We start from the raw sequence: 22,411 nt of genomic DNA on the forward strand, positions 1-22,411 counted from the left end.
GTCAAGCCTTCGTCGGACGCCTGCCGGGAACAACGGCGAAGATCTCATCCTTGAATGAGCGGGGCTAATGGATGAGAAGGGGGTGTGCCGGTTGAGTGGGCTCGAGATTCGCGAGCTGGAGTGCTTCATGGCACTCGCCGACGAGCTGCACTTCGGCCGCGCGGGCGAGCGGCTCTACGTCTCGCAGAGCCGCGTCAGCCAACTCCTGCGGAACCTGGAGCGGCGGATCGGCACACGGCTCGTGGAGCGGTCGAGCCGACGGGTGCGGCTGACTCCGGCGGGCGAGCGCTTCTTGGCCGAACTGCGCCCTGCGTACGAGGTGTTGAGCGCCACGGTGGACACGGCGCGGGAGTCCGCGCGGGGGGTCACGGGGCGGCTGCGGATCGGCTTCCAGGGGACGGCGGACGCGCGTCTGATGGGGGCGATCACCGGCTTCCAGGAGCGGCATCCGGGCTGCGTGACGGAGATCGTGGAGGTGCCGTTCGCGGATCCCTTCGGGGCGGTGCGGCACGGGGACGTGGACACGGCGATCGTGCTCCTTCCCGTCGAGGAGCCCGACCTGGTGCTCGGCCCGCTCTTCTCCCGCCAGCAGCAGACGGTCGCGGTGTCGGTACGCCATCCCTTCGCGGGCCGTGCGTCGCTGCGCGCGGACGAGCTGACGGGGACGCCGCTGATCTCCGCGACGGCGCCGGCACCGGCCTACTGGCGCGCGGCGCAGGCACCCTCTCCCGCCCCCGCGCCGGAGGTGCGCACCCTCCAGGAGGGGCTGACGCTGGTCGCGGCCGGGCGCGGGGCGATGCTGCTGTGCCGCCCCACGGCGGAGTACCACGGGCGGAGTGACGTCACGTTCGTGCCGGTGGAGGGGGTGCCGGATTCGGTGCTCGGGATGGTGTGGCGCCGGGACGGGGAGACGGAGCGGGTGCGGGCGTTCGCGCGGGCGGTGGGGGCAGTTTCGTAGGAGTGGTTTTTTGTAGATGCGGCTCCTCAGTCGCGGCGTACCTCGAAGTGGAAGCAGCCGTACTCCACGGCCCTGACGTGCACGAGGGCGACCTGCGAGTCCGCGAAGGCCTCGGCGAAGGCGGCGTCGAAGCCTTCCGTCGCGGGGTCCGGGATCTCCATGAGGCGGCCGCCGACGATGTGGCCTTCGGCGTTGTAGCGGCGGAGGGTGCGGAGGGCTCCGGGGCGGGCGAAGGGGTACGCGCCGTCGCCGCTGGGCGCCGGGCCCTCGCAGTCCTGTGCGTGGATGAAGACGGGGCCCTGCTCGTCGTAGGCGCCGGGGGTGGCGCCGGTCTCCTCGGCCCAGCGGCGGAGGGGGGCGTACGAGACGAGGGCCACGTGTTCGCCGGGGGCGATGGGGCGGAGGCAGCAGCGGAGGGGGTCGCCGCCTTCCCTGTCCACGTAGGGGTTGCAGGGGCGGCCTGCGTCGTCGGTCTCGCGGAGTTGCTTGAGGGCGAGGGGGGTTATGGGGCGAGGGGTGTAGGTCATGGGTTGAGGGTCGCGCGTGCGGGTGGGTGGGGCTGGCGGATTTCAGACGTTGCTTTCCCCAACCCCGCCCCTTCCCAAAAACCCGCTGGCGCGGGGGCCTTGGCTGCCGTCATCACCGGCTCCGCCGAGTTCGTCCTCAAACGCCGGACAGGCTGGAACGACCGCTACCAACACCCCCGCATACGCCGATACCCCTCCCCCAGCCCCGCCAACTCCTCCCCCGTCAACACGTCCTCCACCCGCACGAACCCCTCCGGCGCCCTCTCCGCCACGGCACACAGCACCGCGTCCACCGGCATAGCCCGGTTGGCCAGGGCCACGGCGTTGGCGGGGCCCCACCGCTGTGCCTCGTAGGCCCGCAGCCCGCTCATCCGGTCCACCCCGGCGAGGGCCACGCACTGCGCGAGCACCCGCGCGTCAAGTACCGCTTCCGAGCCCCCGCTCGACCCCACGGGGTACATCGGATGGGCCGCGTCGCCCAGGAGCGTCACGGGGCCGCGGCCCCACCACGGCAGGGGGTCCCTGTCCACCATCGGGTACTCCAGGATCCGGCTCGTCGCCCCGGTCGCGGCAAGGAGCGCGGGCACGTCCAAGTCCCCGATCCGCCAACCCGAGAAGTGCGGAAGGACATCGGAGAGGCGGCCCGCGCGGTTCCAGTCCACCGGGCCCGGCGCCCCGTGGTGATGCCTCGGAAAGCGCACCTCCGCCACCCAGTTGAGCAGCGCACGCCCCCGCGTCTCCGCCTCCCGCGAGATCGGGTAGACGACGAGCTTCGCGGTCGCGTTGCTGCCCGCGAACGCCATCGTCCGGCCGCCGAGCACCGGATCCCACTCGGTGACGCCCCGCCACATCCGGATGCCGTTCCACAGCGGCGGGCCCTCCCCGGGGTGCAGCCGGGCCCGCACCGCCGAGTACAGCCCGTCGGCCCCGATCAGGGCCCGCACCGGCACCGCGAACTCCCGCCCGCGCCGCACGTCCCGCAGGGTCACCCGCAGCGCCCCGGACCCTTCAGGCTCCGCGTACCGCACGAAGGCCGTACCGGTCTGGACAGCGTTGTCACCGAGGCGGTCGCGCACCGCGTCCAGGAGGATCAGCTGCAGGGCGCCTCGGTGCAGGGAGTACTGCGGCCAGTGGTGGCCGCGCGCGAGGCCGAGCGGCTCGCCCCAGATGTGGTTGCCGTGCCGGTCGAAGTGGACGGTCTCGGCGGTCGGCACGGCCGTGGCGGCAAGTTCGGCGCCGAGGCCTAGCTCCGTCAACACCTGGACGGCGTGCGGGAGAAGGTTGATGCCGACCCCGACGGGCCGCAGCTCGTCCACCGCGTCGACGACCCGTACCCCGATGCCCGCCGCGTGCAGGCTGAGCGCGGTGGTGAGCCCGCCGATCCCGGCTCCCACGACGAGTACGTCGATCATGGGGCGCACCTCGCGCCACGCGAGCGCGGTGACCGTCGTGATCGCGGCAGTCGTCGTGATCCTGGTAATCGCGGCAGGCGCGGTAATCGCAGTGACCGTCGGAGTCCCATGAACGCTCCCCCCGGGGCGTGAGTCGACGCGCGGATGCTAGCGGCACGGCAGCCTGCGAACAATGCCGCACGGCGGCCGCCGGACAATGGCCGGGCACTCCCGCCGACCCACGTGGAAGGATGGCCGGAAACGCCACAAGTCGTACCTGACGTTCCTGAGGAGATGACCGCGTGCCCGGCACCAATCTGACCCGCGAAGAGGCGCAGCAGCGGGCGAAGCTGCTCACCGTTGACTCGTACGAGATCGATCTCGACCTCTCCGGCGCGCAAGAGGGCGGCACCTACCGGTCGGTGACCACGGTGCGCTTCGACTCCGCCGAGGCGGGCGCCGAGACCTTCATCGACCTGGTCGCCCCCGCGGTCCACGAGGCCGTCCTCAACGGACACTCGCTGGACGTGGCCGCCGTCTTCCGTGACTCGCGCATCGCGCTGAAGCACCTGGAGGCGGGGCCGAACGAGCTGAAGGTGGTCGCCGACTGCGACTACACCAACACGGGTGAGGGTCTGCACCGGTTCGTCGACCCGGTCGACCAACAGGCCTACCTCTACACGCAGTTCGAGGTCCCGGACGCGCGCCGCGTCTTCGCCTCCTTCGAGCAGCCCGATCTCAAGGCGACGTTCCGGTTCACCGTGAAGGCGCCGTCCGGCTGGACGGTCGTCTCGAATTCGCCGACGCCCGAGCCCAGCGGTGATGTCTGGGTCTTCGAGCCCACGCCGCGCATGTCGACGTACATCACGGCGCTCATCGTCGGTCCGTATCACTCGGTCCACAGCTCGTACGAGGGTCCTGGCGGCCAGTCGGTTCCGCTCGGCATCTACTGCCGTCCCTCGCTCGCCGAGTTCCTCGACTCGGACGCGATCTTCGAGGTCACCCGGCAGGGCTTCGACTGGTTCCAGGAGAAGTTCGACTACGCGTACCCCTTCGCGAAGTACGACCAGCTCTTCGTGCCGGAGTTCAACGCGGGCGCGATGGAGAACGCGGGCGCGGTGACCATCCGCGACCAGTACGTGTTCCGTTCGAAGGTGACGGACGCGGCGTACGAGACGCGCGCGGAAACCATCCTCCACGAGCTGGCCCACATGTGGTTCGGCGACCTGGTGACGATGGAGTGGTGGAACGACCTCTGGCTGAACGAGTCGTTCGCCACGTACACGTCCATCGCCTGCCAGGCGTACGCGGAGAACTCGCGCTGGCCGCACTCCTGGACGACGTTCGCCAACTCCATGAAGACATGGGCGTACCGCCAGGACCAGCTTCCCTCCACCCACCCGATCATGGCGGACATCCGGGACCTCGACGACGTCCTGGTCAACTTCGACGGCATCACGTACGCCAAGGGCGCGAGCGTGCTCAAGCAGCTCGTCGCGTACGTCGGCATGGACGAGTTCTTCCGGGGCGTGCAGGCGTACTTCAAGGCGCACGCGTTCGGCAACACGCGCCTGTCCGATCTGCTCGGCGCCCTTGAGGAGACCAGCGGGCGCGACCTGAAGACGTGGTCGAAGAAGTGGCTGGAGACGGCGGGCATCAACGTCCTGCGTCCGGTGGTGGACGTCGACACGTCCGGCAGGATCACGTCGTTCGCGGTCAAGCAGGAGGCACCGGCGCTCCCGGCGGGCGCGAAGGGCGAGCCGACGCTGCGCCCGCACCGGATCGCGATCGGCCTGTACGACCTCGACGACGAGAGCGGCAAGCTGCTGCGCACGGACCGCGTGGAGCTGGACGTGGACGGCGAACTCACGTCGGTGGACGAGCTGGTGGGCCGCAGGCGCCCTGCGGTGATCCTCCTGAACGACGACGACCTGTCGTACGCGAAGGTCCGCATGGACACGGATTCACTCGCGTACGTGACGGAGCACATCGGTGACTTCGAGGCGTCGCTGCCGCGGGCGCTGTCGTGGGCTTCGGCGTGGGACATGACGCGTGACGCGGAACTGCCCACGCGGGAGTACCTGTCGCTGGTCCTCTCCGGCATCGCCAAGGAGTCGGACATCGGGGTCGTGCAGTCGCTGCACCGCCAGGTGAAGATGGCCCTTGAGCTGTACGCGGCGCCTGCCGGGCGCGAGGAGGCGCTCGCCCGCTGGACCGAGGCGACGCTCTCGCACCTGCGCTCGGCGGAGCCGGGCAGTGACCACCAGCTGGCGTGGGCACGGGCGTTCGCGGCGACGGCGCGTACGGAAGAGCAGCTGACGCTCCTGGAGGAGCTCGTTTCGGGCAAGCAGTCCGTCGAGGGCCTCGCGGTGGACACGGAGCTGCGCTGGGCCTTCGTGCACCGGCTCGCGGCGACGGGGCGGCTCGACGAGGCCGGGATCACGGCGGAGCTCGACCGTGACAAGACGGCCGCGGGCGAGCGGCATGCCGCTGCGGCGCGGGCGGCGCGGCCCACGCCGGAGGCGAAGGCGGAGGCGTGGGCCTCGGTCGTCGAGTCCGACAAGCTGCCGAACGCGATCCAGGAGTCCGTGATCGGCGGCTTCGTCCAGACGGACCAGCGCGAACTCCTCGCCCCGTACTCGGAGAAGTTCTTCGCCGCGGTCAAGGGTGCGTGGGACTCGCGCTCGCACGAGATGGCGCAGCAGATCGCGGTGGGCCTGTATCCGTCGCTCCAGGTCTCCCAGGCCACGCTGGACGCGACGGACGCGTGGCTGGCCTCGGCGTCCCCGTCGGCGGCCCTGCGCCGCCTGATCACGGAGTCCCGGGCGGGCGTGGAAAGGGCGCTGCGGGCCCAGTCGGCGGACGCCTAGCCCCGCCCCCGAGGCCGGCGGCCCCTTTCCCTCTCCCCCGCCGGCCTCGGCCACCATCCCTCCCGGATACCCCCGCCTACCGGCCGTCTGCCCCTTCCCCGCGCTCCGCGCGGATGCTCCCACCCACCCGCCCGATTGCCCCGCGGCCACAGGGTGATCGGGACTACGGCCTGAGCGCCGCCCTCCGACTTCCCACCTTCCCGCGCTGCGCGCGGATCTTTCCCACCCACCCACCCGACTGCCCCGTAGCTGCGGGGTGATCGGGTGGGCGGGCGGGAGAATCCGCGCGGAGCGCGGGAAGGACGAATACGAGCGGCAGACGAAAGCCCCGGCACCCATCCACTGCGGGGCACCGGGCGGGTGGGCGGGAGAGATCCGCGCGGAGCGCGGGAAGTCCGGTGGCGGCCCGCAGACGCAGAACCCGGCCACCCATCCACCGCGGGGTATCGGGTGGGCGGGTGGGCGGGTGGGCGAGATCCGCGCGAAGCGCGGGAAGTCGGGATGGCGGCCCGCAGACGCAGAACCGGGCCACGCTGACACTGCGGGGTAACGGGTGGGCGGGTGGGAGAGATCCGCGCGCAGCGCGGGAAGCCCGGTGGCGGCCCGCAGACGCAGAACCCGGTCGGCACGGCAGCCGCGACGCACCCCCGGTGCAGAGCTACTCCGCCTCCGCCCCCCGCAGGGGAACCGCGGAGCGGAGCGCCGACAAGACCCTGCTGACCCCCGCTCCCCCCGCCGCCCCACGGCGAACCGCCGCCACCACATGGCGGCGGGGCCGGTCCGCGGACAGGGACCGCATCACCACGCCGTCACGGCGAACCGCCGCCATCCGCGGGACCAGGGCGACCCCCATCCCCGCCTCCACCATCGCCAGGATCGCCGTCCAGCCGGAGGCGGAATGCGCCTGCTCGGGCGTGAACCCGGCCCCCTCGCACGCCGCCCGCGTGATCTCCGACCAGGGACCGCTGCCCCCGAAGATCCACGGCTCCGCCGCCAGGTCCGCGAGCCTCAGACCCTCCGCATCCGCCAGCGCGTGGTCCACCGGAAGTGCCACGTCCAGCGGGTCCGCGAGCAGCGACTCCCGGGTGAAGCGCGTGTCCGCGTCCGCCGCGGCCGGCGCCGTCACCGCCAAGGAGAGGGCCACGTCCACCTCCCCCGCGGCCAGCAACTCGTACGCCTCCGCCGCCTCCACCTCACGGACCCGCACCGAGATCCCCGGCGCCGCGGCCCTCAGCTCCCGCACCGCGGGAACGACCAGCGCGGGCACCGCGGTCGAGAACGCCCCGACCCGCACCTCCCCCGCCTCGCCCTGCGCATACGCGGCCAACTCCGCGTCGGCCAGCTCCAGTTGGGCGAAGACTGCCTCCGCGTGACGCAGCACGAGGTGCGCCGCGTCCGTCAGGCGGACCCGCCGCCCGTGCGCCTCTAGCAGCGGCACCCCCAGCTGCTTCGCGAGGTTGGACAGCTGCTGCGACACCGCCGACGGCGTCATCTGCAGCGTCCGCGCCGTCGCCGTGACCGTGCCCCGCTCACTCAACGTACGCAGGATCTGCAGTTTCTTGATGTCCCACTCGCTCATGGAGTCAACGTACCGACTGGTCAGGAGAGGTGATCCCACGGGACGCGCCCCCTACTCCGAGCGCGGCTTCGCTCGCGCCGCGCCCAGCACGACCCCGCCCAGGATCAGCGCCATGCACATCACCTGCAGCCACCCCATCGCCTCGCCGAGCACCGCGAAGGAGAGCAGGGCGACGCACACCGGCTGGAGGTAGTAGATGACCCCGGCACGCGCGGCGCCGATGATCGAGATCGCCTTGTTCCAGGCGAAGAAGGCGATCGCGGAGGAGACGACACCGACGTACAGGAGCGGGGAGACCGTGCCGACGGTCGGTTCGAAGCCGCCCTGGAGCACATAGCTGGCCACGAACACCGGAAGCAGCATCAGCGCGCCGAGCGTGAACGTCGCGAACAGGAACGGCAGTCCGCCGATCTCCGCGGGCTTGCGCTTGAGCAGCGCGCTGTACGAGCCGAAGGAGACGGCCCCCGCGATCACCCACAGGTCACCCACCGCGAAGTCCATGGAGAGCGATCCCCCGGAGACCAGGACCAGAACGCCCGCGCAGGCGATCAGCATGCCGGCCACGCGGCGCGCGCCGAGCCTCGCGCCGCCGAGACGCTCGTACACCGCCATCAGGACCGGCGACGCCGCCATGATCATGCCCATGTTGCCCGCGGTGGTGGTGACGCCCGCCTGGTTGACCAGGGTGTTGTAGATGGTCACGCCGAGGAGCGAGGCGGCGAGCAGGAAGCCGATGTGCTTACGGAGCAGGGCCCGCTGCCGCCACGTCTGGCGCGCCGCGAACGGCGCCACCGCCACGATCGCGATGATCCAGCGCCAGAACGCGTGCTGAATGGGCGGCACGCTGTCGGCCAGGGCGCGGGAGGTGACGAAGCTGCCCGACCAGACGACCGTGGCGAGCGCCGCGAGGGCGAGGCCGAGGCCGATGGGGCCTGCGGCCCGCTGCGCCTTGCTCGCCGCCGTCGGGGGCAAGGCTTTCGACGCGTTCGGCTCGGCGTGCAGGGGGGTCGTCCGGTCCAGGACAGTCACTGATATCCCTTGTCTCTCTCCCGGTCGGCCCGGGAAAACACGAACCCCGCCTGGGTGGGCACCACCCGGCGGGGATCTCTTGGCTGATCTCTTGGTTGGCTGCGGGACTACCGTCGCACCCCCACACCCATCAGGTCCATCGAATCTTTTCGAGGATTCTTTGAAGTTGAACTGAACGATCCTGACTGAACGGTTCCGGACCGAAACGGTTACGGCTCTACGCCGCGCCCCACTCCCCCAGCGCCGCCCGCACCGCCCCCGCGTCCGCCTCCTCCGCCGCCCACGCCACGTACCCGTCGGGGCGGACGAGGACGGTCGTGCGCCGGCCGCTGACCCAGTGCGTCACGACGGAGCGCCCTACCCCGCCGTACTCCGCTCCCTCCGGAGCGATCAGCACGAACTCACCCTCGCGCAGAGCCTCGTACAGCCGCCCCTCCTTGAGCGCGACGTCCGGAGCGCGGTGCCCGGCCGTGCGGTGGGCGCCCTTCGGGGCCGGGTAGGTGTAGCCGATGCCGGTGATCTGGCCGATCGCCTTGTTCCGGACCGGGGACACGGCGTTGATGAAGGACGCGAGCACGGCGCGGGCCGCGATCGACCACGGGCGCTTGGCCATCGCGAGGCGCACGATCCCGCCGCTGCTGCGCAGGACCGCCTTGCCGATGGGGTGCCGCTCCGACTGGTAGCTGTCGAGGAGGCCCTCCGGCGCACGGCCCTCGACCGCCGCCGCCAGCTTCCAGCTCAGGTTCACGGCGTCCTGGAGGCCGGTGTTCATGCCCTGCGCGCCCGCCGGGGTGTGGACGTGCGCGGCGTCCCCGGCGAGGAAGACCCGGCCGACCCGGTACTCGGGCGCCTGGCGCTCGTCGCTGTGGAAGCGGGACATCCAGCGGGCGTCGTGCATGCCGTAGTCGCGGCCGAGCGCGAGGCGGGTGATCTCCTTGACCTCTTCGAGGTCGAGGGGCTCGCTGTCGGGGACGTTGTGGGCGCGGTTCCAGCCGATGACGCGGTAATAGCCGTCGGCGAAGGGCGCGATGAAGGCGAAGGCGTCACCGGCGGCGTTCACCGTGAGGACCGACTCGGGCTTCTCGGCGAGCTTCACGTCGGCGAGGACGAGGGAGCGGATCGCGGACTTCCCGGGGAAGGGCAGGCCGATGGCCTTGCGGACCGGACTGTGCAGTCCGTCGGCGCCGACGACGTACGCGGCCCTTCGCGTGCTCGACTCCCCACCGGGGCCCCGGACTTCGAGCGTCACGCCGTCCGCGTCCTGGGTGAGCCCGGTGACCTCGTTCTCGTACCGGAAGTCGACACCGGCCTCGATCGCCCGCCGCTCCAGGACCCGCTCCACCTCGTACTGCGGCAGGACCAGGAGGTAGTTGTAGCGCGAGGGCAGCTTGTCGAGGCCCACTTCGAGGCGGGCGAAGAGGCGCAGGCGGTCGAGCGTCCTGCCCTTGGCCTCCAGCTCGTCGGCGAGGCCGCGCGCGTCGAGCTGCTCGAGGGTGCGGGCGTGCAGCACCAGGGCGCGCGAGAGGTTGCTGATCTCGTGAGGCCGCTTCTCGAGCAGGGTGACGGGGACGCCCGCGGCGGCCAGGTCCCCGGCGAGCAGCAGCCCGGTGGGGCCGGAGCCGACGACGATCACGGCAGGGTTCGCGGTGCCGGTCGTGTCCTGGGTTCCGTTCATGGCGGCCTCCTCGTGGCTTGTGCCAACAACTGTTGGTCAACGCTTGTTGGCTAACGTAGGACCGGCATCCTGGACTGTCAACACATGTTGGCCTACGCTTGTTGGCATGACTGAAAGTGCACCCGATTCAGCGACCCGGACGGCCGTCGAAGCGCCCGCAGCACCGCCCCGCCGCTCCGATGCGACCCGCGGCGCGATCCTGGCCGCCGCCCGTGAGCGGTTCGCCGCCGACGGCTATGAACGGGCCACCATCCGTGCCATCGCCAAGGACGCGCGGATCGATCCGTCGATGGTGATGCGCTACTACGGCAACAAGGAGGGCCTGTTCGCCGCGGCCTGCTCCATCGATCTGCGGCTGCCCGATCTCGGCGCGGTGCCGCGCGAGGACGTCGGACGGGCCCTGGTGAGGCACTTCCTGGACGTCTGGGAGACCGACGAGGTGCTTACCGCGATGCTCCGCGTCGGCATCACGAACGAGGCGGGCGCCGAGCGCATGCAGGGCATCTTCAAGGACCAGCTGCTGCCGGTCGCGCGCCACGTCTGCCCCGACCCCGCCGATGCCCCCGCGCGGGCCGGGCTCTGCGCCTCACAGATCCTCGGCATGGCGCTGACCCGCTATGTGCTGCGGTTTCCGCCGGTGGTCGCGCTGTCCGGCGAGGAGGTCGTGGACTGGGCCGGGCCGACGGTCCAGCGCTACCTCACTGCCGAGGGCCCTGAGGCGTACGCGGCCTGACGCGCACGCCTGTGTGACACACGCGTAGGGGCTCTTCGTTGACGTGTGCACGCGCGTGCACACGTCGACGAAGAGCCCCTACGGAGAACTACGGAGAACTCTGGAAGCGAAGTGGCGTCAGCCCTGCTTCTCCTGCTTGTGGGACTTGTCACCGACCATGACCAGGCCCGCGATCACCAGGAACAGCACGATGGGCGCCACGACATAGAGGCCGAGCGTGTCGATCACACTCAGACCGGGACCCGGGTCGTCACCGTCGTCGCGCGTGAGCGCGAGCGCGGGGGACGACATGAGCAGCATCATCAGCGTCGTACCGGAAGCCAGGGCGCCGGCGCGCAGGGCGTTCTTCTTGTCCACGGTGCCAACGTAGCGAACTGCTAAACGGGCCGCGCGCCCGGGGGTGCCGTACGGGGCTCCACGCGGGTGCGGAACACGTCCATGAACGCGTGCACGCGGGGTGAGGCGGCGAGTTCCTCCAGGGTGACGGGGCGGCCGTCGGCGTCGGCGACCGGCAGCCGCCAGTTGGGGTACTGGTCCCAGGTGCCGGGGAGGTTCTGCGGGCGGCGGTCGCCGACCGCGTCCGGCAGCCATACGCCGATCATGCGGGCCGGGGTGGCGAGCAGGAAGCGGTGGACGGCGCGGATCTCCTCCTGCTCGTTGCCACCGCCGCCGGGCAGCATCCCGAGGCGGGAGAGCAGCGCGAGCCACTCCGCCACATCGGCCGCCGCCTCGGCCTGCTCGACGGCCGCGGTGCGGGCCAACAGGCCGAGTCGGTCCCGGAGTTGGACGTGCTCACCGGTGATGCGGGCCGCGGTGGACGGCAGGTCGTGGGTGGTGGCGGTGGCCAGGCAGTCCGCGCGCCACCGCTCGGGCGGCAGCGGCCGTCCCGTGCCGGTCCAGTCCCGCTCGAACCAGAGCACGGAGGTGCCGAGCACGCCGTGCCGCTGGAGGGTCTCGCGGACGCCCGGCTCCACGGTGCCGAGGTCCTCGCCGATGACGAGGGCGCCCGCGCGGTGCGCCTCCAGGGCGAGGACGGCGAGCATCGCTTCGGCGTCGTACCGGACATACGTTCCCTCGGTGGGCGCGCGGCCCTCGGGGACCCACCAGAGCCGGAAGAGCCCCATCACGTGGTCGATGCGGATCGCGCCCGCGTTGCGGAGCAGTGCGCGCAGGAGGGCGCGGTAGGGGGCGTACCCGGACTCGGCGAGGCGGTCGGGGCGCCAGGGCGGAAGGCCCCAGTCCTGGCCGCGCGCGTTGAACGCGTCCGGCGGGGCGCCCACCGACATGCCCGCGGCGAAGTGCCGCTGCTGCGCCCAGGCGTCGGCTCCCGCCGGGTGCACGCCGACCGCTAGGTCGTGCACGAGGCCGATGCCCATGCCGGCGTCGCGCGCGGAGCGCTGCGCGGCGGCGAGCTGGGCGTCGGTGAGCCAGGCGAGACGGCAGTGGAAGTCCACGCGGTCCATCAACTCGCGGCGGGCGCGGGCGGTCCGGGGCGACGCGGGGTCGCGCAGGGGCGCGGGCCAGGTGTGCCAGTCGGGGCCGTACCGCTCGGCGAGCGCGTACCAAGTGGCGTGGTCCTCAAGGGCTTCGCCGTGCTCGGCGAGGAAGTCGTTGTAGGCGGCGCGCCGTCCGGGTCCGAGCGGGACCTCGCGGATCAGCTCCAGGGCCTTGAGCTTGAGCGCCCAGACCGCGTCGCGGTCGATCAACTGGCCCTGCTGGAGGACGGATTCGCGCAGCGCGGCGGCTCGGCGCGTGAGATGCGCGGCCAGATCGCGGGCCTCGCCCTCCAGGTGGGCGTACTCGGGAATGTCCTCGACCCGCAGGTGGACGGGGTCGGGGAAGCGGCGCGAGGACGGGCGGTACGGAGAGGGGTCGGACGCCCCGTCCTGGGGCTTCGGGACCGCCGCGTGCAAAGGGTTGACCTGCACGAATCCCGCGCCGATGGTCCGCCCTGACCAGGCGGCGAGCTCGGCGAGGTCCCCGAGGTCGCCCATGCCCCAGGAGCGGCGGGAGAGGAGGGAGTAGAGCTGGACGAGAATTCCGTACGTCTTCTCGCGCGGGGGCGGTAAGCGGGGCGGGGCGACTATGAGGTGGGCGGTGGCTGTTTGGGCGTCCGGGGTCGTGGCTCGGAGCCGGTGTACGCCCAGTGGCAGGTGCGGCGCCTCTCGTGGCTCTGCCTGTGCGCCGCTTCGCGGTGATGTCTCCCGCTCACCCACCCGATTGCCCCGCGGCACGATCTCCGGGAACTCGACCCGCTCCCCCCGCTCCGTCTCCACCCACACCCGCGTCCCCGGCGGCAGCCCGGCCCAGGGCGGGGGTGCCTCAGGGGCTCCCTGCCCGGCTCCCTGCCACACCACGACCGTCGGCGGCAGCAGGCGGGCGGCCAGCTCGGCCTCGCGGGACGTGAGGCCACGCCGCACCGCATCGGGGGTGCTCGCGTCCACGTCAAGGGCGGCCAGGGCCGCGATCACCGCGGCGTCGGTGGCCGGAACCGTTCGGTCCGGGGACGGGGAGTAAGAAGTCGCCACGCCGTGCAGGTCGGCAAGGCGGGAAAGTCCGGTGGGGCCGGTGGGCCCGACGGTGGAGCCGGTCGTGGGTCCGGTCGCTCCGGGTGGGGCCATTCAGACCCCCATGTAGGCCAGACCCGACGCGGTGCCGGTGGAGGTGGGCTCGCTGGTCAGCGGGGCGGCGTCGGCCAGCGGAGGCTCGCTGGTCAGGGGTGCGGCGTCGGCCAGCGGGGGCTCGCTGGTCAGGGGCGGCTCCAGGCAGCCGCAGGCGCAGGATCCGTCGAGTCCCGAGTCGGGACCGGACACCTGTTTGGAGAGAGCGTCGAGGAGGAGATTCGCGGAAGCGGGCACGTAAGGCTCCAATGTCAGGGGGCAGGTCTTCGGCAGACCTACCCAGTGCGCGGGATCGCAGACATATCCGTTGTATGAACGTGCGCGTACTCACATTCGTTTCTCTGAGTGGGGGTACGGACGCAAGATCTTCCTTTTCCCCGCTCCCGTCCCTGCCCCGATCCGGGGCAGTCATTCCAAGCCCCTCCAGCACTTTTGAGCGAACCCGGCCATGGCCCCGGCCCTGACCCCGGCAACGGCCCGGCAATGTCACAGGGAAGAAAACCCCCACAACACCCACGCCCGTTGACACTCCCGCCACGCGAGTGGTGGGCTCAGTGACACCCTGAGACAACCGACGCACCACACGTGATCACCAGGACGAGGGACAACGAGGAGAGGGCCGTGCAACTGCGGCGCAGGAAGGGCGCGGCGGCCATCGCCGTCGCCGTCATCGCAGGCGCACTCACCGGTGCCCCCGGCGCCATCGCCGCCCCCGGCCTCCCCGGAAAGCCCGGCACCCCGGCCACGTCCCCGGACGACGACCGGGAGAGCGACGGCACCCTCCCCCCGGTCTGGCCCCGCCCCCAGTCGATGACCACGGCAGGGACTCAGGTCACCGTCACCGACGAGGTGATCCTGGCCACCGGCCGGGACCCGGACCCGTACGCCATGGACGCCCTGCGTGCCCTCCTGCGTGATGCGGGAGCCCGCGAGATCACCGAGGTCAAGGACGGCGACCCGCTGCCCGCGGGCGGCGGGAAGCTCGTCGTCCGCGCCGACGGCACGGGCGCCGACCAGGCCCTGCGCACCCTCGGCGCCCGCGCCCGCGGCGACCTGCCCTCCGGCGGCTACCGCCTCGCGGTGGGCCGGATCGGCGGCCAGGACACCATCGCTCTCGCGGGCGCGGGAGAGGACGGCCTCTTCCACGGCGTGCAGACCCTGCGCCAGCTGGTCACCAAGAGCCCCGACAGCACCCGGAAGACAGTTCCCGGAGTCCAGATCCGCGACTGGCCCGGCACCGCGGTCCGCGGCATGACGGAGGGCTTCTACGGCACCCCGTGGACCCGTGAGCAGCGCCTGGACCAGCTGGACTTCATGGGCCGCACGAAGCAGAACCGCTATCTCTACGCCCCCGGCGACGACCTCTACCGCCAGGCACGCTGGCGCGAGCCGTACCCCGCGGAGCAGCGCGCCGACTTCCGCGCCCTCGCCGAGCGGGCCAGGGCCAATCACGTGACGCTCGCCTGGGCCGTCGCCCCCGGCCAGGCCATGTGCATGTCGTCCGACAAGGACATCAAGGCCCTGAACCGCAAGATCGACGCGATGTGGGCCCTGGGCGTGCGCGCCTTCCAGCTGCAGTTCCAGGACGTCAGCTACAGCGAGTGGCACTGCGACGCGGACGCCGACGCCTTCGGTTCGGGGCCCGATGCCGCCGCGAAGGCGCAGTCCCGTGTCGCCAACGCCGTCTCGGCGCACCTGGCCGAGCGCCACCCCGGCGCGAAGCCGCTCTCGCTGATGCCCACGGAGTACTACCAGGACGGCTCCACCGAGTACCGCGACGCCATCGCGGACCGCCTCGACGAGGGCATCGAGGTGGCGTGGACCGGCGTGGGCGTGGTCCCCAAGACCATCACCGGGCGTGAACTGGCGGGCGCCCGCAAGGCGTTCGGCTCGCATCCGCTGGTGACGATGGACAACTACCCCGTCAACGACTTCGCGCAGGACCGTATCTTCCTCGGCCCCTACACCGGCCGCGAGCCCGCCGTGGCCACCGGCTCGGCGGCGCTGCTCGGCAATGCCATGGAGCAGCCATCGGCCTCCCGCATCCCCCTGTTCACGGCCGCCGACTACGCCTGGAACCCCCGCGCCTACCGCCCGCACGAGTCCTGGCTCGCCGCGATCGACGACCTCTCGGGCGGCGACGCGAAGGCGCGCGGCGCCCTGCGGGCCCTCGCGGGCAATGACGCGTCCTCCGTGCTCGGCGCCGACGAATCGGCGTACCTGCGCCCGCTCATGGACGACTTCTGGCGCACGCGCACGACGACGGACGGCGCCCGCATCGAGAAGTCCGCACAGGCCCTGCGGGACGCCTTCACCGTCATGAAGGAGGCGCCGCGGCGCCTCGCCGACAGCGACATCGACACCGAGGTGCGTCCCTGGGTCGAGCAGCTCGCGCGCTATGGGGAGGCCGGCGAGACGGCGGTCGACATGCTGCGCGCGCAGTCCACCGGCGACGGCGCCGCCGCCTGGCGCGCCTCACGCACCCTCACCGGGCTCCAGAAGGACCTGAAGGCGGGCAGGGTGACCGTCGGCAAGGGTGTCCTCGCGCCCTTCCTGACGCGGTCGCAGAAGGCGTACGGCACGTGGGCGGGGCTCGACAGCGAGCAGGCGTCGGACCGCGCGACGGTCCGCGTCCCCCGCGCCCGCCCCCTCACGGCGGTGACGGCGCTGACCGACCCCGGCACCAAGGGCAGCATCGAGGCCCATGTCCCGGGCGAGGGCTGGCGCCGCATCGCCGCCCTGTCCGGCACGGGCTTCACCGAGGCCAGGCCCGCCAAGTCCGGCAAGTCCGGGGACACCGCCCCGCGCGCCGACGCCGTCCGCGTCACGGTCACCGAGGGCACCGTCCGCCACGTGGTCCCCTGGTACGCCGACTCCCCCGACGCCCGCTTCTCGCTGGGCCGCACCGAGGCCGACGTGGAGATCGGCGGCGGCCCGCAGCGGGTCACGGCGAAGCTGACGTCCCTGCGCCCCGGCGACGTGGAGGGCAAGGTCACGGCGAAGGCCCCCAAGGGCATCGAGGTGCGCACCCCTCAGAAGTCCACGCTGCCGCGCGGCACGCAGGTGGACGTCCCGCTCGACGTCACGGTCCCGGCGGGCACGCGCTCGGGGACGTACGAGATCCCGGTCACCTTCGACGGCCAGACCAGGACGGTCTCGGTCCGCGCCTACCCGCGCACCGAAGGGCGCGACCTGGCACGCGGCGCGAAGGCCTCCTCGTCGGGCGACGAGACGAAGGACTTCCCGGCGTCCGGCGCCAATGACGGCGACCCCACGACCCGCTGGTCATCGCCGGCCGAGGACGGCGCCTGGTGGCAGCTGGAACTCGACGAGCCGGTCAGGCTCGGCCAGGTCGTCCTGCGCTGGCAGGACGCGTACGCGGCGGGCTACCGCGTGCAGACCTCCGCCGACGGGAAGACCTGGCGCACGGCGGCGACCGTGAAGGACGGCAAGGGCGGCCGCGAGGCGGTCCGCATGGACGCCCGTGACACCCGTTACATCCGGGTGCAGGGCGACAAGCGGGCCACGCGGTTCGGCTACTCGCTGTGGTCGGTCGAGGCGTACGCCGTGGCCGCGGCCGCCGACGAGTGACGGCGGCCGACGGCCACGTGCGGGCCCCGCGCAGGCGGCCGCGTACAACAGAGCCCGGATCGATTTCTAGGCGGAAATGCCATCGATCCGGGCCATCGCGTCGTCCGCGCCGAACGGCTGCAAGTACGGCAGCCAGCGCGGATCCCTGTGCCCGGTCCCGATGATGCGCCACGCGAGCCCCGAGGGCGGCGCGGGCTTGTGACGCAGGCGCCACCCCAGCTCCAGGAGATGACGGTCCGCCTTCGTGTGGTTGCAGCGGCGGCATGAAGCCACCACGTTCTCCCAGGCGTGCTGACCGCCACGGCTCTTCGGAATGACGTGGTCGACGCTGGTTGCGACGCCACCGCAGTACATGCACCGACCGCCGTCGCGGGCGAAGAGCGCCCGCCTGGTCAGAGGAACGGGCCCCCTGTAAGGGACCCGGACGAACCGCTTGAGGCGGACCACGCTGGGTGCGGGGACAGTGCGCGTTGCGCTGTGCATGAAGGCGCCGGATTCCTCGAGGCAGAGAGCCTTGTTCTCCAGGACGAGGACGAGCGCGCGGCGGAGCGGTACGACGCCGAGAGGCTCGTACGACGCATTGAGGACCAGGACGTGCGGCACGGATGCCTCCTTGTACGCCGGCGGCGCGTGGCTCGCGCCGGGACGATCTGTAGCCAGTCTCCCCTCATGCCTGGTCCAAGCGCCACCATCCGCTGGTAACGGGCTCGGAGTGTTTTCGACCACACCAGTGCGACACCCTCATCTTCCCCAGGTGAGCACTGTCTCTCCCTCGAACATCACAACGATCCACACACAATGCCCCGTTAGTGTGGTGACTCTGCCCGGTGCATCTCCTGGGCAGGCCGCTATGCCTGGAGGTACCTGCCGTGTTCCTGTCCGTCCTGTCAGCAGCCGGAACGGACCCGGACGACAAGACGACGCCGAAGTCCCCGACCTTGGAAGACGCCCAGGAGAGCGCGACGAACGCCGCGAGCTGGGTCGAGCAGAACTGGTCGGCGTGGCTGGGCATCGGGCTCCGCATCCTGCTGATCGTCGCGGTCGCCGTGGTCCTTCGCGTGGTCATCCGGCGTTCCATCACCAAGCTCATAGACCGCATGAACCGCACGGCCCAGTCCGTGAACGGCACGGCGCTCGGCGGCCTCCTCGTGAACGTGGAGCGCCGCCGCCAGCGCTCGCAGGCCATCGGCTCCGTGCTGCGCTCGGTGGCGTCGTTCCTGATCCTGGGCACGGCCGCGCTGATGATCCTGGGCACATTCCAGATCAACCTCGCCCCGCTGCTCGCCTCGGCGGGTGTCGCGGGTGTGGCGATCGGTTTCGGCGCCCGCAACCTCGTCACGGACTTCCTCTCCGGCGTCTTCATGATCCTTGAGGACCAGTACGGCGTGGGCGACTCCATCGACGCGGGCGTGGCGTCCGGCGAGGTCATCGAGGTCGGTCTGCGGGTCACCAAGCTGCGCGGCGACAACGGCGAGATCTGGTACGTCCGCAACGGCGAGGTCAAGCGCATCGGCAACCTCAGCCAGGGCTGGTCCACGGCGGGCGTCGACGTCACCGTCCGCCCGGACGAGGACCTGGAGAAGGTCCAGGCGACGCTGCTCGAGGTCGGCGAGTCCATGGCCAAGGACGAGCCGTGGAACGAGCGCCTCTGGGGCCCGGTCGAGGTGCTCGGCCTGGACAGCGTGCTGCTCGAGTCGATGGTCGTGCGGGTCTCCGCGAAGACGATGCCGGGCAACGCGCTCGGCGTGGAGCGCGAGCTGCGCTGGCGCATCAAGCGGGCCTTCGACGAGGCGGGCATCCGCATCGTGGGCGGCCTGCCGCTCCAGGCGACGGAGGAGGCGGCCGCCGACCCGTCCGCGGGTGTCGCGGCGCCGTCGGCGTACGCCTCCGCGACCTCGCCGCAGTCGCTGGCGGCCTCCCCGATAGCGCCGCCGCCGAATCTGGCGAAGTAACGGCGGCGCCGCGGCGCGGGGTCTCAGGCCCGCTTGTAGTAGTACCCCTCGCCGTGGGAGGGGCCCACGTTGTGCTGGATGCCGCTGCCGTTGATGGTGAAGTACGAGGGGTCCAGGGTCGGGTGGCAGTAGGCGGGCCTGCTCCCGACGAAGCTGGCCGTTCCTACGTTGATGCGGCTGCCCTGGCTCGTCGTCGACGTCACCTTCGCGGCGTACGTGCAGGCGGTCTGCTGGTCGAGGACCAGACGGACGGAGCCGCTCGCGGAAATGGTCACCTTGTCCGGCTGGCCGATGTTGTAGTCGCCGCCGAACCTCCAGGTGTCGGCGAAGAACGACGGGACCCCGCCGGTGCCGTCCGAGCCGTCCCCGCCGGAGCCGGGGTCGCCCGAGCCGTCGCCGGAGCCCGCGCCGCTGGACGAGCCCGCATCGGAGTCGCTGCCGGACGAGCCGCCGGGCGACGTGCCGCCCCCGTCGGAGCCCGCGTCACCGTCCGAGGAGCCTGCGGAGCCCTTGGAGTCCTCCCCGCCCTGGCCGTCGGCCGCGCTCTCCCCGTCCTTGCCGTCCGCCCCGTCCTTGCCGTTCTTGTCCTTCTCCCCCTTCTCGTCGTCCTTGTCCTTGTCGCCCTTGCCGCCCTTGTCCCCCTTGCCGTCCTTTGCCGGTGAGCCGCTGGGGGAGGCGTCCTGGCCCGGCGCCGCCGGGGAGCTGCTGGACGGGGGCGACGCCTGGTCGCCGCTGTCGCCGCCGAACGGCTGCATCATCACGAACGTGCCGCCTCCCACGGAGAGCACGGCGACCACCGGGAGCCCGATCACCAGCGGGCGGCGGCGCCGGGCCCGCTTCCGCTCCTGGGCCGAGGTGCCCGCCGGGGTGTCACCGGACGCGGCCACCGCCACGACCTCGGGGATGCCCGGCTCCGCGCGCAGCCGCGCCGTCTCCCGGTCGGGGACCCCGGCGGCGGGCGGCGCCTCCTCGCGCACCGGCTCCGCCGCCTCCGCGTCCAGGAGCCTTGCCGCCTGCTGGGCGAGGTGCATCACGACCTCGGCGGGCAGCCACGCGGCCGCCGACGGCAGGGGGCGGGTCCGCTCCGAGTCCGCCAACAGCTCGTCCACGGTGGGACGTTCGTCGGGGTTCTTGGCCAGACAGCGGGCGATGAGCGCACGCAGTCCGTCGTCGCGCACCTTGTCGAGGCCGGGTTCGGCCTCGACGATCTGGTACATCACGGCGTGCTGGTTGGTGACCCCGTGCCCGAAGGGCAGGACGCCCGTGGCCGCGTACGTGAGCACGCAGCCCAGCGTGAACACGTCGCTCTTGGGGCCCGCGCTCTGGCCGCGGATCTGCTCGGGGGCCATGAAGCCGGGCGAGCCGATGACCATGCCGGTGCTGGTGAGGAGCGACTCGACGGACGAGGTCCGCATGGCGCGGGCGATGCCGAAGTCGATGACGCGGGGGCCGTCCACGGTGAGCATCACGTTGGACGGCTTGAGGTCGCGGTGGATGATCCCGGCCGTGTGGATGTCCTGGAGCGCGTGCAGCAGGCCGTCGGCGAGCGCGTGCACGGACTTCGCCGGGAGCGGTCCGTGGCCGCGTACGACCTGTTCGAGGGAGAGGCCGGGGACGTAACCCGTGGCCACCCAGGGGTGCTCGGCGTCCGCGTCCGAGTCGAGCACGGGCGCGGTGTAGCGCTCGCCGACGCGCCGCGCGGCGTCGATCTCCCGGCGGAAGCGGGCCCTGAACTGCGCGTTCGTGACGTGCTCTTCGTGGACGACCTTCACCGCGACGGTGCGGCCGCTCTCGGAACGGGCGAGGTAGACCCGGCCCATGCCGCCCGCCCCCAGCCTCCCGAGCAGGAGATAGGGCCCTATCCGGGGCGGATCGCCCGCCGTGAGCGGCTTGATGCCTCCCCCGGCGTCCTCGGCGCCCTCGGCACCCTCGTCGGCGTGGCCCCCGCCGGTCGCACTGGTCATGGTGGTCTTGTCCCCCGGTCGTTCTGCCTGGTCGGTCGAACAGACGTGAGGATATGCGGCGGGGATCTCCGCGGTGAAGCGTGGTGGTGGCCAACTGGGCGGTGGTCGAGTGGAGTTCCCGGCCTGCGCCGTGCCCCCTGACCGAGCGCCTCGCGTGCACCCTGTGCAACACCGGCTCCACCAGGTAACGACTTGGTTGCCGCAGGAGCATCCGCTATTGACGCCTCATTCACGCCAGCCGTACGGTCCTCACGAATTGGAAAGTTTCCTAACAGTTGCAGCAAGGGCAGGTGTCGTGATGGCAGCAGCAGGCAGCACTCCGGGGACCCCGGGCACGCCGAGCGTCCTGCGCGCCATGAACGACCGGGCGGTGCTCGACCTGCTCGTCGCGCACGGCCCGCTCACCCGCACCCGCATCGGCGAGCTGACCGGGCTCTCCAAGCCCACCACCTCGCAGCTGCTCGGGCGCCTGGAGGCAGCCGGCCTCGTGCACACCACGGGCAGCCTCAGCGGACGGCCGGGGCCCAACGCCCTGCTGTACGAGATCGACCCGGGCGCCGGCCATGTCGCCGCGCTGTCCGCGAACCCCACCGGGATCACCGCGCTCGTCGCCGACATCACCGGCACCGTCCTCGGCCAGGCTCGCGTCGAGGCCGTCGCCGTCGCCGAGGACGTGCGCCACCGCACCGCCCAGCTGGTCACCGAGGCCGTCGACGAGGCGCTGCGCCAGGCGGGCCTCGGCCACGACGACCTGCGGGCCGCGGTGATCGGCACCCCCGGCGCCATCGACCCCCACACCGGTGCGCTGCGGTACGCCCCGCACCTGCCGGGCTGGCACTCCCGCACCCTGCGCGACGACCTCGCCGCGGTGCTCGGCACGCCGGTCGACATCGAGAACGACGTGAATCTGGCCGCCGTCGCCGAGCAGTACGAGGGCGCGGCGCAGGACAACGACAACTACGTCCTCACCTGGCTCGACGAAGGCGTCGGCGCCGCCATCGTGCTCGGCGGCACCCTGCTCCGGGGCGCGACCGGCGGCGCGGGCGAGATCGGGTACATGCCACTGCCGGGCGCTCCCCTGGTGCGCACCGGCCCTCAGGACGGCGGCGGGGGCGGTGGCGGCTTCGAGAGCCTCGTCTCCGCGTACGTCGTGCGTGAACTGACCGGCGGCGGGGCGACGTTGGCGCAGGTCATGGCCGACGATGCCGCGCTCGGCGAGGTCGCGCGGCGCATCGCCACCGGCATCGCCGCGGTCGTCGCCGTCGTGGACCCCGAACTCGTCGTGCTCTCCGGCTCGGTGGCCCAGGCGGGCGGCGACAAGCTGCGCGCCAGGGTCGAGGAGGAGCTGACCGGGCTCGCCCTGCCCCGCCCGCAGATCCGGATCAGCGAACTCGACGGCGACCCGATCCTCACCGGCGCCCTGCGCTCGGCGCTCACCCAGGCCCGCGACCAGGTCTTCGACACGGCCTGAGCACGACCCGCCTGCCCCTCCTCGCACCTCCCAGCACCTCAACTCCCCTC

16 protein-coding genes are annotated in these 22,411 nt (G+C 72.1%); 6 read left to right on the forward strand and 10 right to left on the reverse strand.

What is annotated here, in order from left to right:
• The first annotated feature begins 91 nt into the window (after window positions 1–91).
• A complete protein-coding gene (locus ABZ833_RS16265) occupies window positions 92–958 on the forward strand; it encodes a LysR family transcriptional regulator (protein WP_361046684.1) in 867 nt (288 codons plus the stop codon).
• A gap of 26 nt (window positions 959–984) precedes the next feature.
• Here the strand turns inward: ABZ833_RS16265 and ABZ833_RS16270 are convergent, their stop codons facing one another.
• On the reverse strand, window positions 985–1,485 hold the full coding sequence (locus ABZ833_RS16270) for a DUF1203 domain-containing protein (RefSeq protein WP_361046686.1): 501 nt from the start codon (window positions 1,483–1,485) through the stop codon (window positions 985–987).
• Between the two features lie 164 nt (window positions 1,486–1,649).
• Entirely contained in the window at window positions 1,650–2,894 is a 1,245-nt protein-coding gene (locus ABZ833_RS16275; protein ID WP_361047479.1) for a flavin-dependent oxidoreductase, read from the reverse strand.
• 284 nt (window positions 2,895–3,178) lie between these two features.
• On the opposite strand from ABZ833_RS16275, the gene pepN reads away from it, so the two are divergent.
• Entirely contained in the window at window positions 3,179–5,746 is a 2,568-nt protein-coding gene (gene pepN / locus ABZ833_RS16280; protein ID WP_361046689.1) for an aminopeptidase N, read from the forward strand.
• A gap of 658 nt (window positions 5,747–6,404) precedes the next feature.
• Here pepN and ABZ833_RS16285 read toward each other — a convergent pair.
• The 3 genes from ABZ833_RS16285 to ABZ833_RS16295 form a co-directional block, all read right to left on the reverse strand.
• Window positions 6,405–7,325, reverse strand: coding sequence for a LysR substrate-binding domain-containing protein (locus tag ABZ833_RS16285; protein WP_361046691.1), 921 nt, complete (start codon window positions 7,323–7,325; stop codon window positions 6,405–6,407).
• A 51-nt stretch (window positions 7,326–7,376) separates the two neighbouring features.
• The gene (locus ABZ833_RS16290; protein WP_361047482.1) at window positions 7,377–8,297 is read right to left on the reverse strand and encodes a DMT family transporter; all 921 of its coding nucleotides are present in this window, start codon (window positions 8,295–8,297) and stop codon (window positions 7,377–7,379) included.
• A gap of 274 nt (window positions 8,298–8,571) precedes the next feature.
• Entirely contained in the window at window positions 8,572–10,029 is a 1,458-nt protein-coding gene (locus ABZ833_RS16295) for an FAD-dependent monooxygenase (protein WP_361046693.1), read from the reverse strand.
• 106 nt (window positions 10,030–10,135) lie between these two features.
• Between ABZ833_RS16295 and ABZ833_RS16300 the strand changes: the two genes are divergently transcribed.
• Window positions 10,136–10,762 carry a TetR family transcriptional regulator gene (locus ABZ833_RS16300; protein WP_361046695.1) on the forward strand — a complete coding sequence of 209 codons (627 nt, stop codon included), beginning with the start codon at window positions 10,136–10,138 and terminating at the stop codon, window positions 10,760–10,762.
• A 117-nt stretch (window positions 10,763–10,879) separates the two neighbouring features.
• Here the strand turns inward: ABZ833_RS16300 and ABZ833_RS16305 are convergent, their stop codons facing one another.
• The 3 genes from ABZ833_RS16305 to ABZ833_RS16315 are packed head-to-tail and all read right to left on the reverse strand — an operon-like array spanning window position 10,880 to window position 13,620.
• Entirely contained in the window at window positions 10,880–11,119 is a 240-nt protein-coding gene (locus ABZ833_RS16305) for a hypothetical protein (protein ID WP_361046697.1), read from the reverse strand.
• Window positions 11,120–11,139: 20 nt separating this feature from the next.
• Entirely contained in the window at window positions 11,140–13,383 is a 2,244-nt protein-coding gene (gene malQ / locus ABZ833_RS16310) for a 4-alpha-glucanotransferase (RefSeq protein WP_361046699.1), read from the reverse strand.
• Window positions 13,384–13,620 carry a hypothetical protein gene (locus ABZ833_RS16315; RefSeq protein ID WP_249589883.1) on the reverse strand — a complete coding sequence of 79 codons (237 nt, stop codon included), beginning with the start codon at window positions 13,618–13,620 and terminating at the stop codon, window positions 13,384–13,386.
• Between the two features lie 384 nt (window positions 13,621–14,004).
• Between ABZ833_RS16315 and ABZ833_RS16320 the strand changes: the two genes are divergently transcribed.
• On the forward strand, window positions 14,005–16,974 hold the full coding sequence (locus ABZ833_RS16320) for a beta-N-acetylglucosaminidase domain-containing protein (RefSeq protein WP_361047486.1): 2,970 nt from the start codon (window positions 14,005–14,007) through the stop codon (window positions 16,972–16,974).
• 66 nt (window positions 16,975–17,040) lie between these two features.
• Here the strand turns inward: ABZ833_RS16320 and ABZ833_RS16325 are convergent, their stop codons facing one another.
• Window positions 17,041–17,577 carry an HNH endonuclease gene (locus ABZ833_RS16325; RefSeq protein ID WP_190080400.1) on the reverse strand — a complete coding sequence of 179 codons (537 nt, stop codon included), beginning with the start codon at window positions 17,575–17,577 and terminating at the stop codon, window positions 17,041–17,043.
• A gap of 266 nt (window positions 17,578–17,843) precedes the next feature.
• On the opposite strand from ABZ833_RS16325, the gene ABZ833_RS16330 reads away from it, so the two are divergent.
• Window positions 17,844–18,926, forward strand: a complete 1,083-nt coding sequence (locus ABZ833_RS16330; RefSeq protein WP_361046703.1) for a mechanosensitive ion channel family protein — start codon at window positions 17,844–17,846, stop codon at window positions 18,924–18,926.
• A 23-nt stretch (window positions 18,927–18,949) separates the two neighbouring features.
• On the opposite strand, the gene ABZ833_RS16335 is transcribed toward ABZ833_RS16330, so the two are convergent.
• On the reverse strand, window positions 18,950–20,890 hold the full coding sequence (locus tag ABZ833_RS16335; protein WP_361046706.1) for a serine/threonine-protein kinase: 1,941 nt from the start codon (window positions 20,888–20,890) through the stop codon (window positions 18,950–18,952).
• A gap of 298 nt (window positions 20,891–21,188) precedes the next feature.
• On the opposite strand from ABZ833_RS16335, the gene ABZ833_RS16340 reads away from it, so the two are divergent.
• On the forward strand, window positions 21,189–22,361 hold the full coding sequence (locus tag ABZ833_RS16340; RefSeq protein WP_361046709.1) for an ROK family transcriptional regulator: 1,173 nt from the start codon (window positions 21,189–21,191) through the stop codon (window positions 22,359–22,361).
• Window positions 22,362–22,411 lie beyond the last annotated feature (50 nt).

The sequence above is a fragment of the Streptomyces sp. NPDC047525 genome (assembly GCF_040643025.1).
Classification (GTDB): domain Bacteria; phylum Actinomycetota; class Actinomycetes; order Streptomycetales; family Streptomycetaceae; genus Streptomyces; species Streptomyces durmitorensis.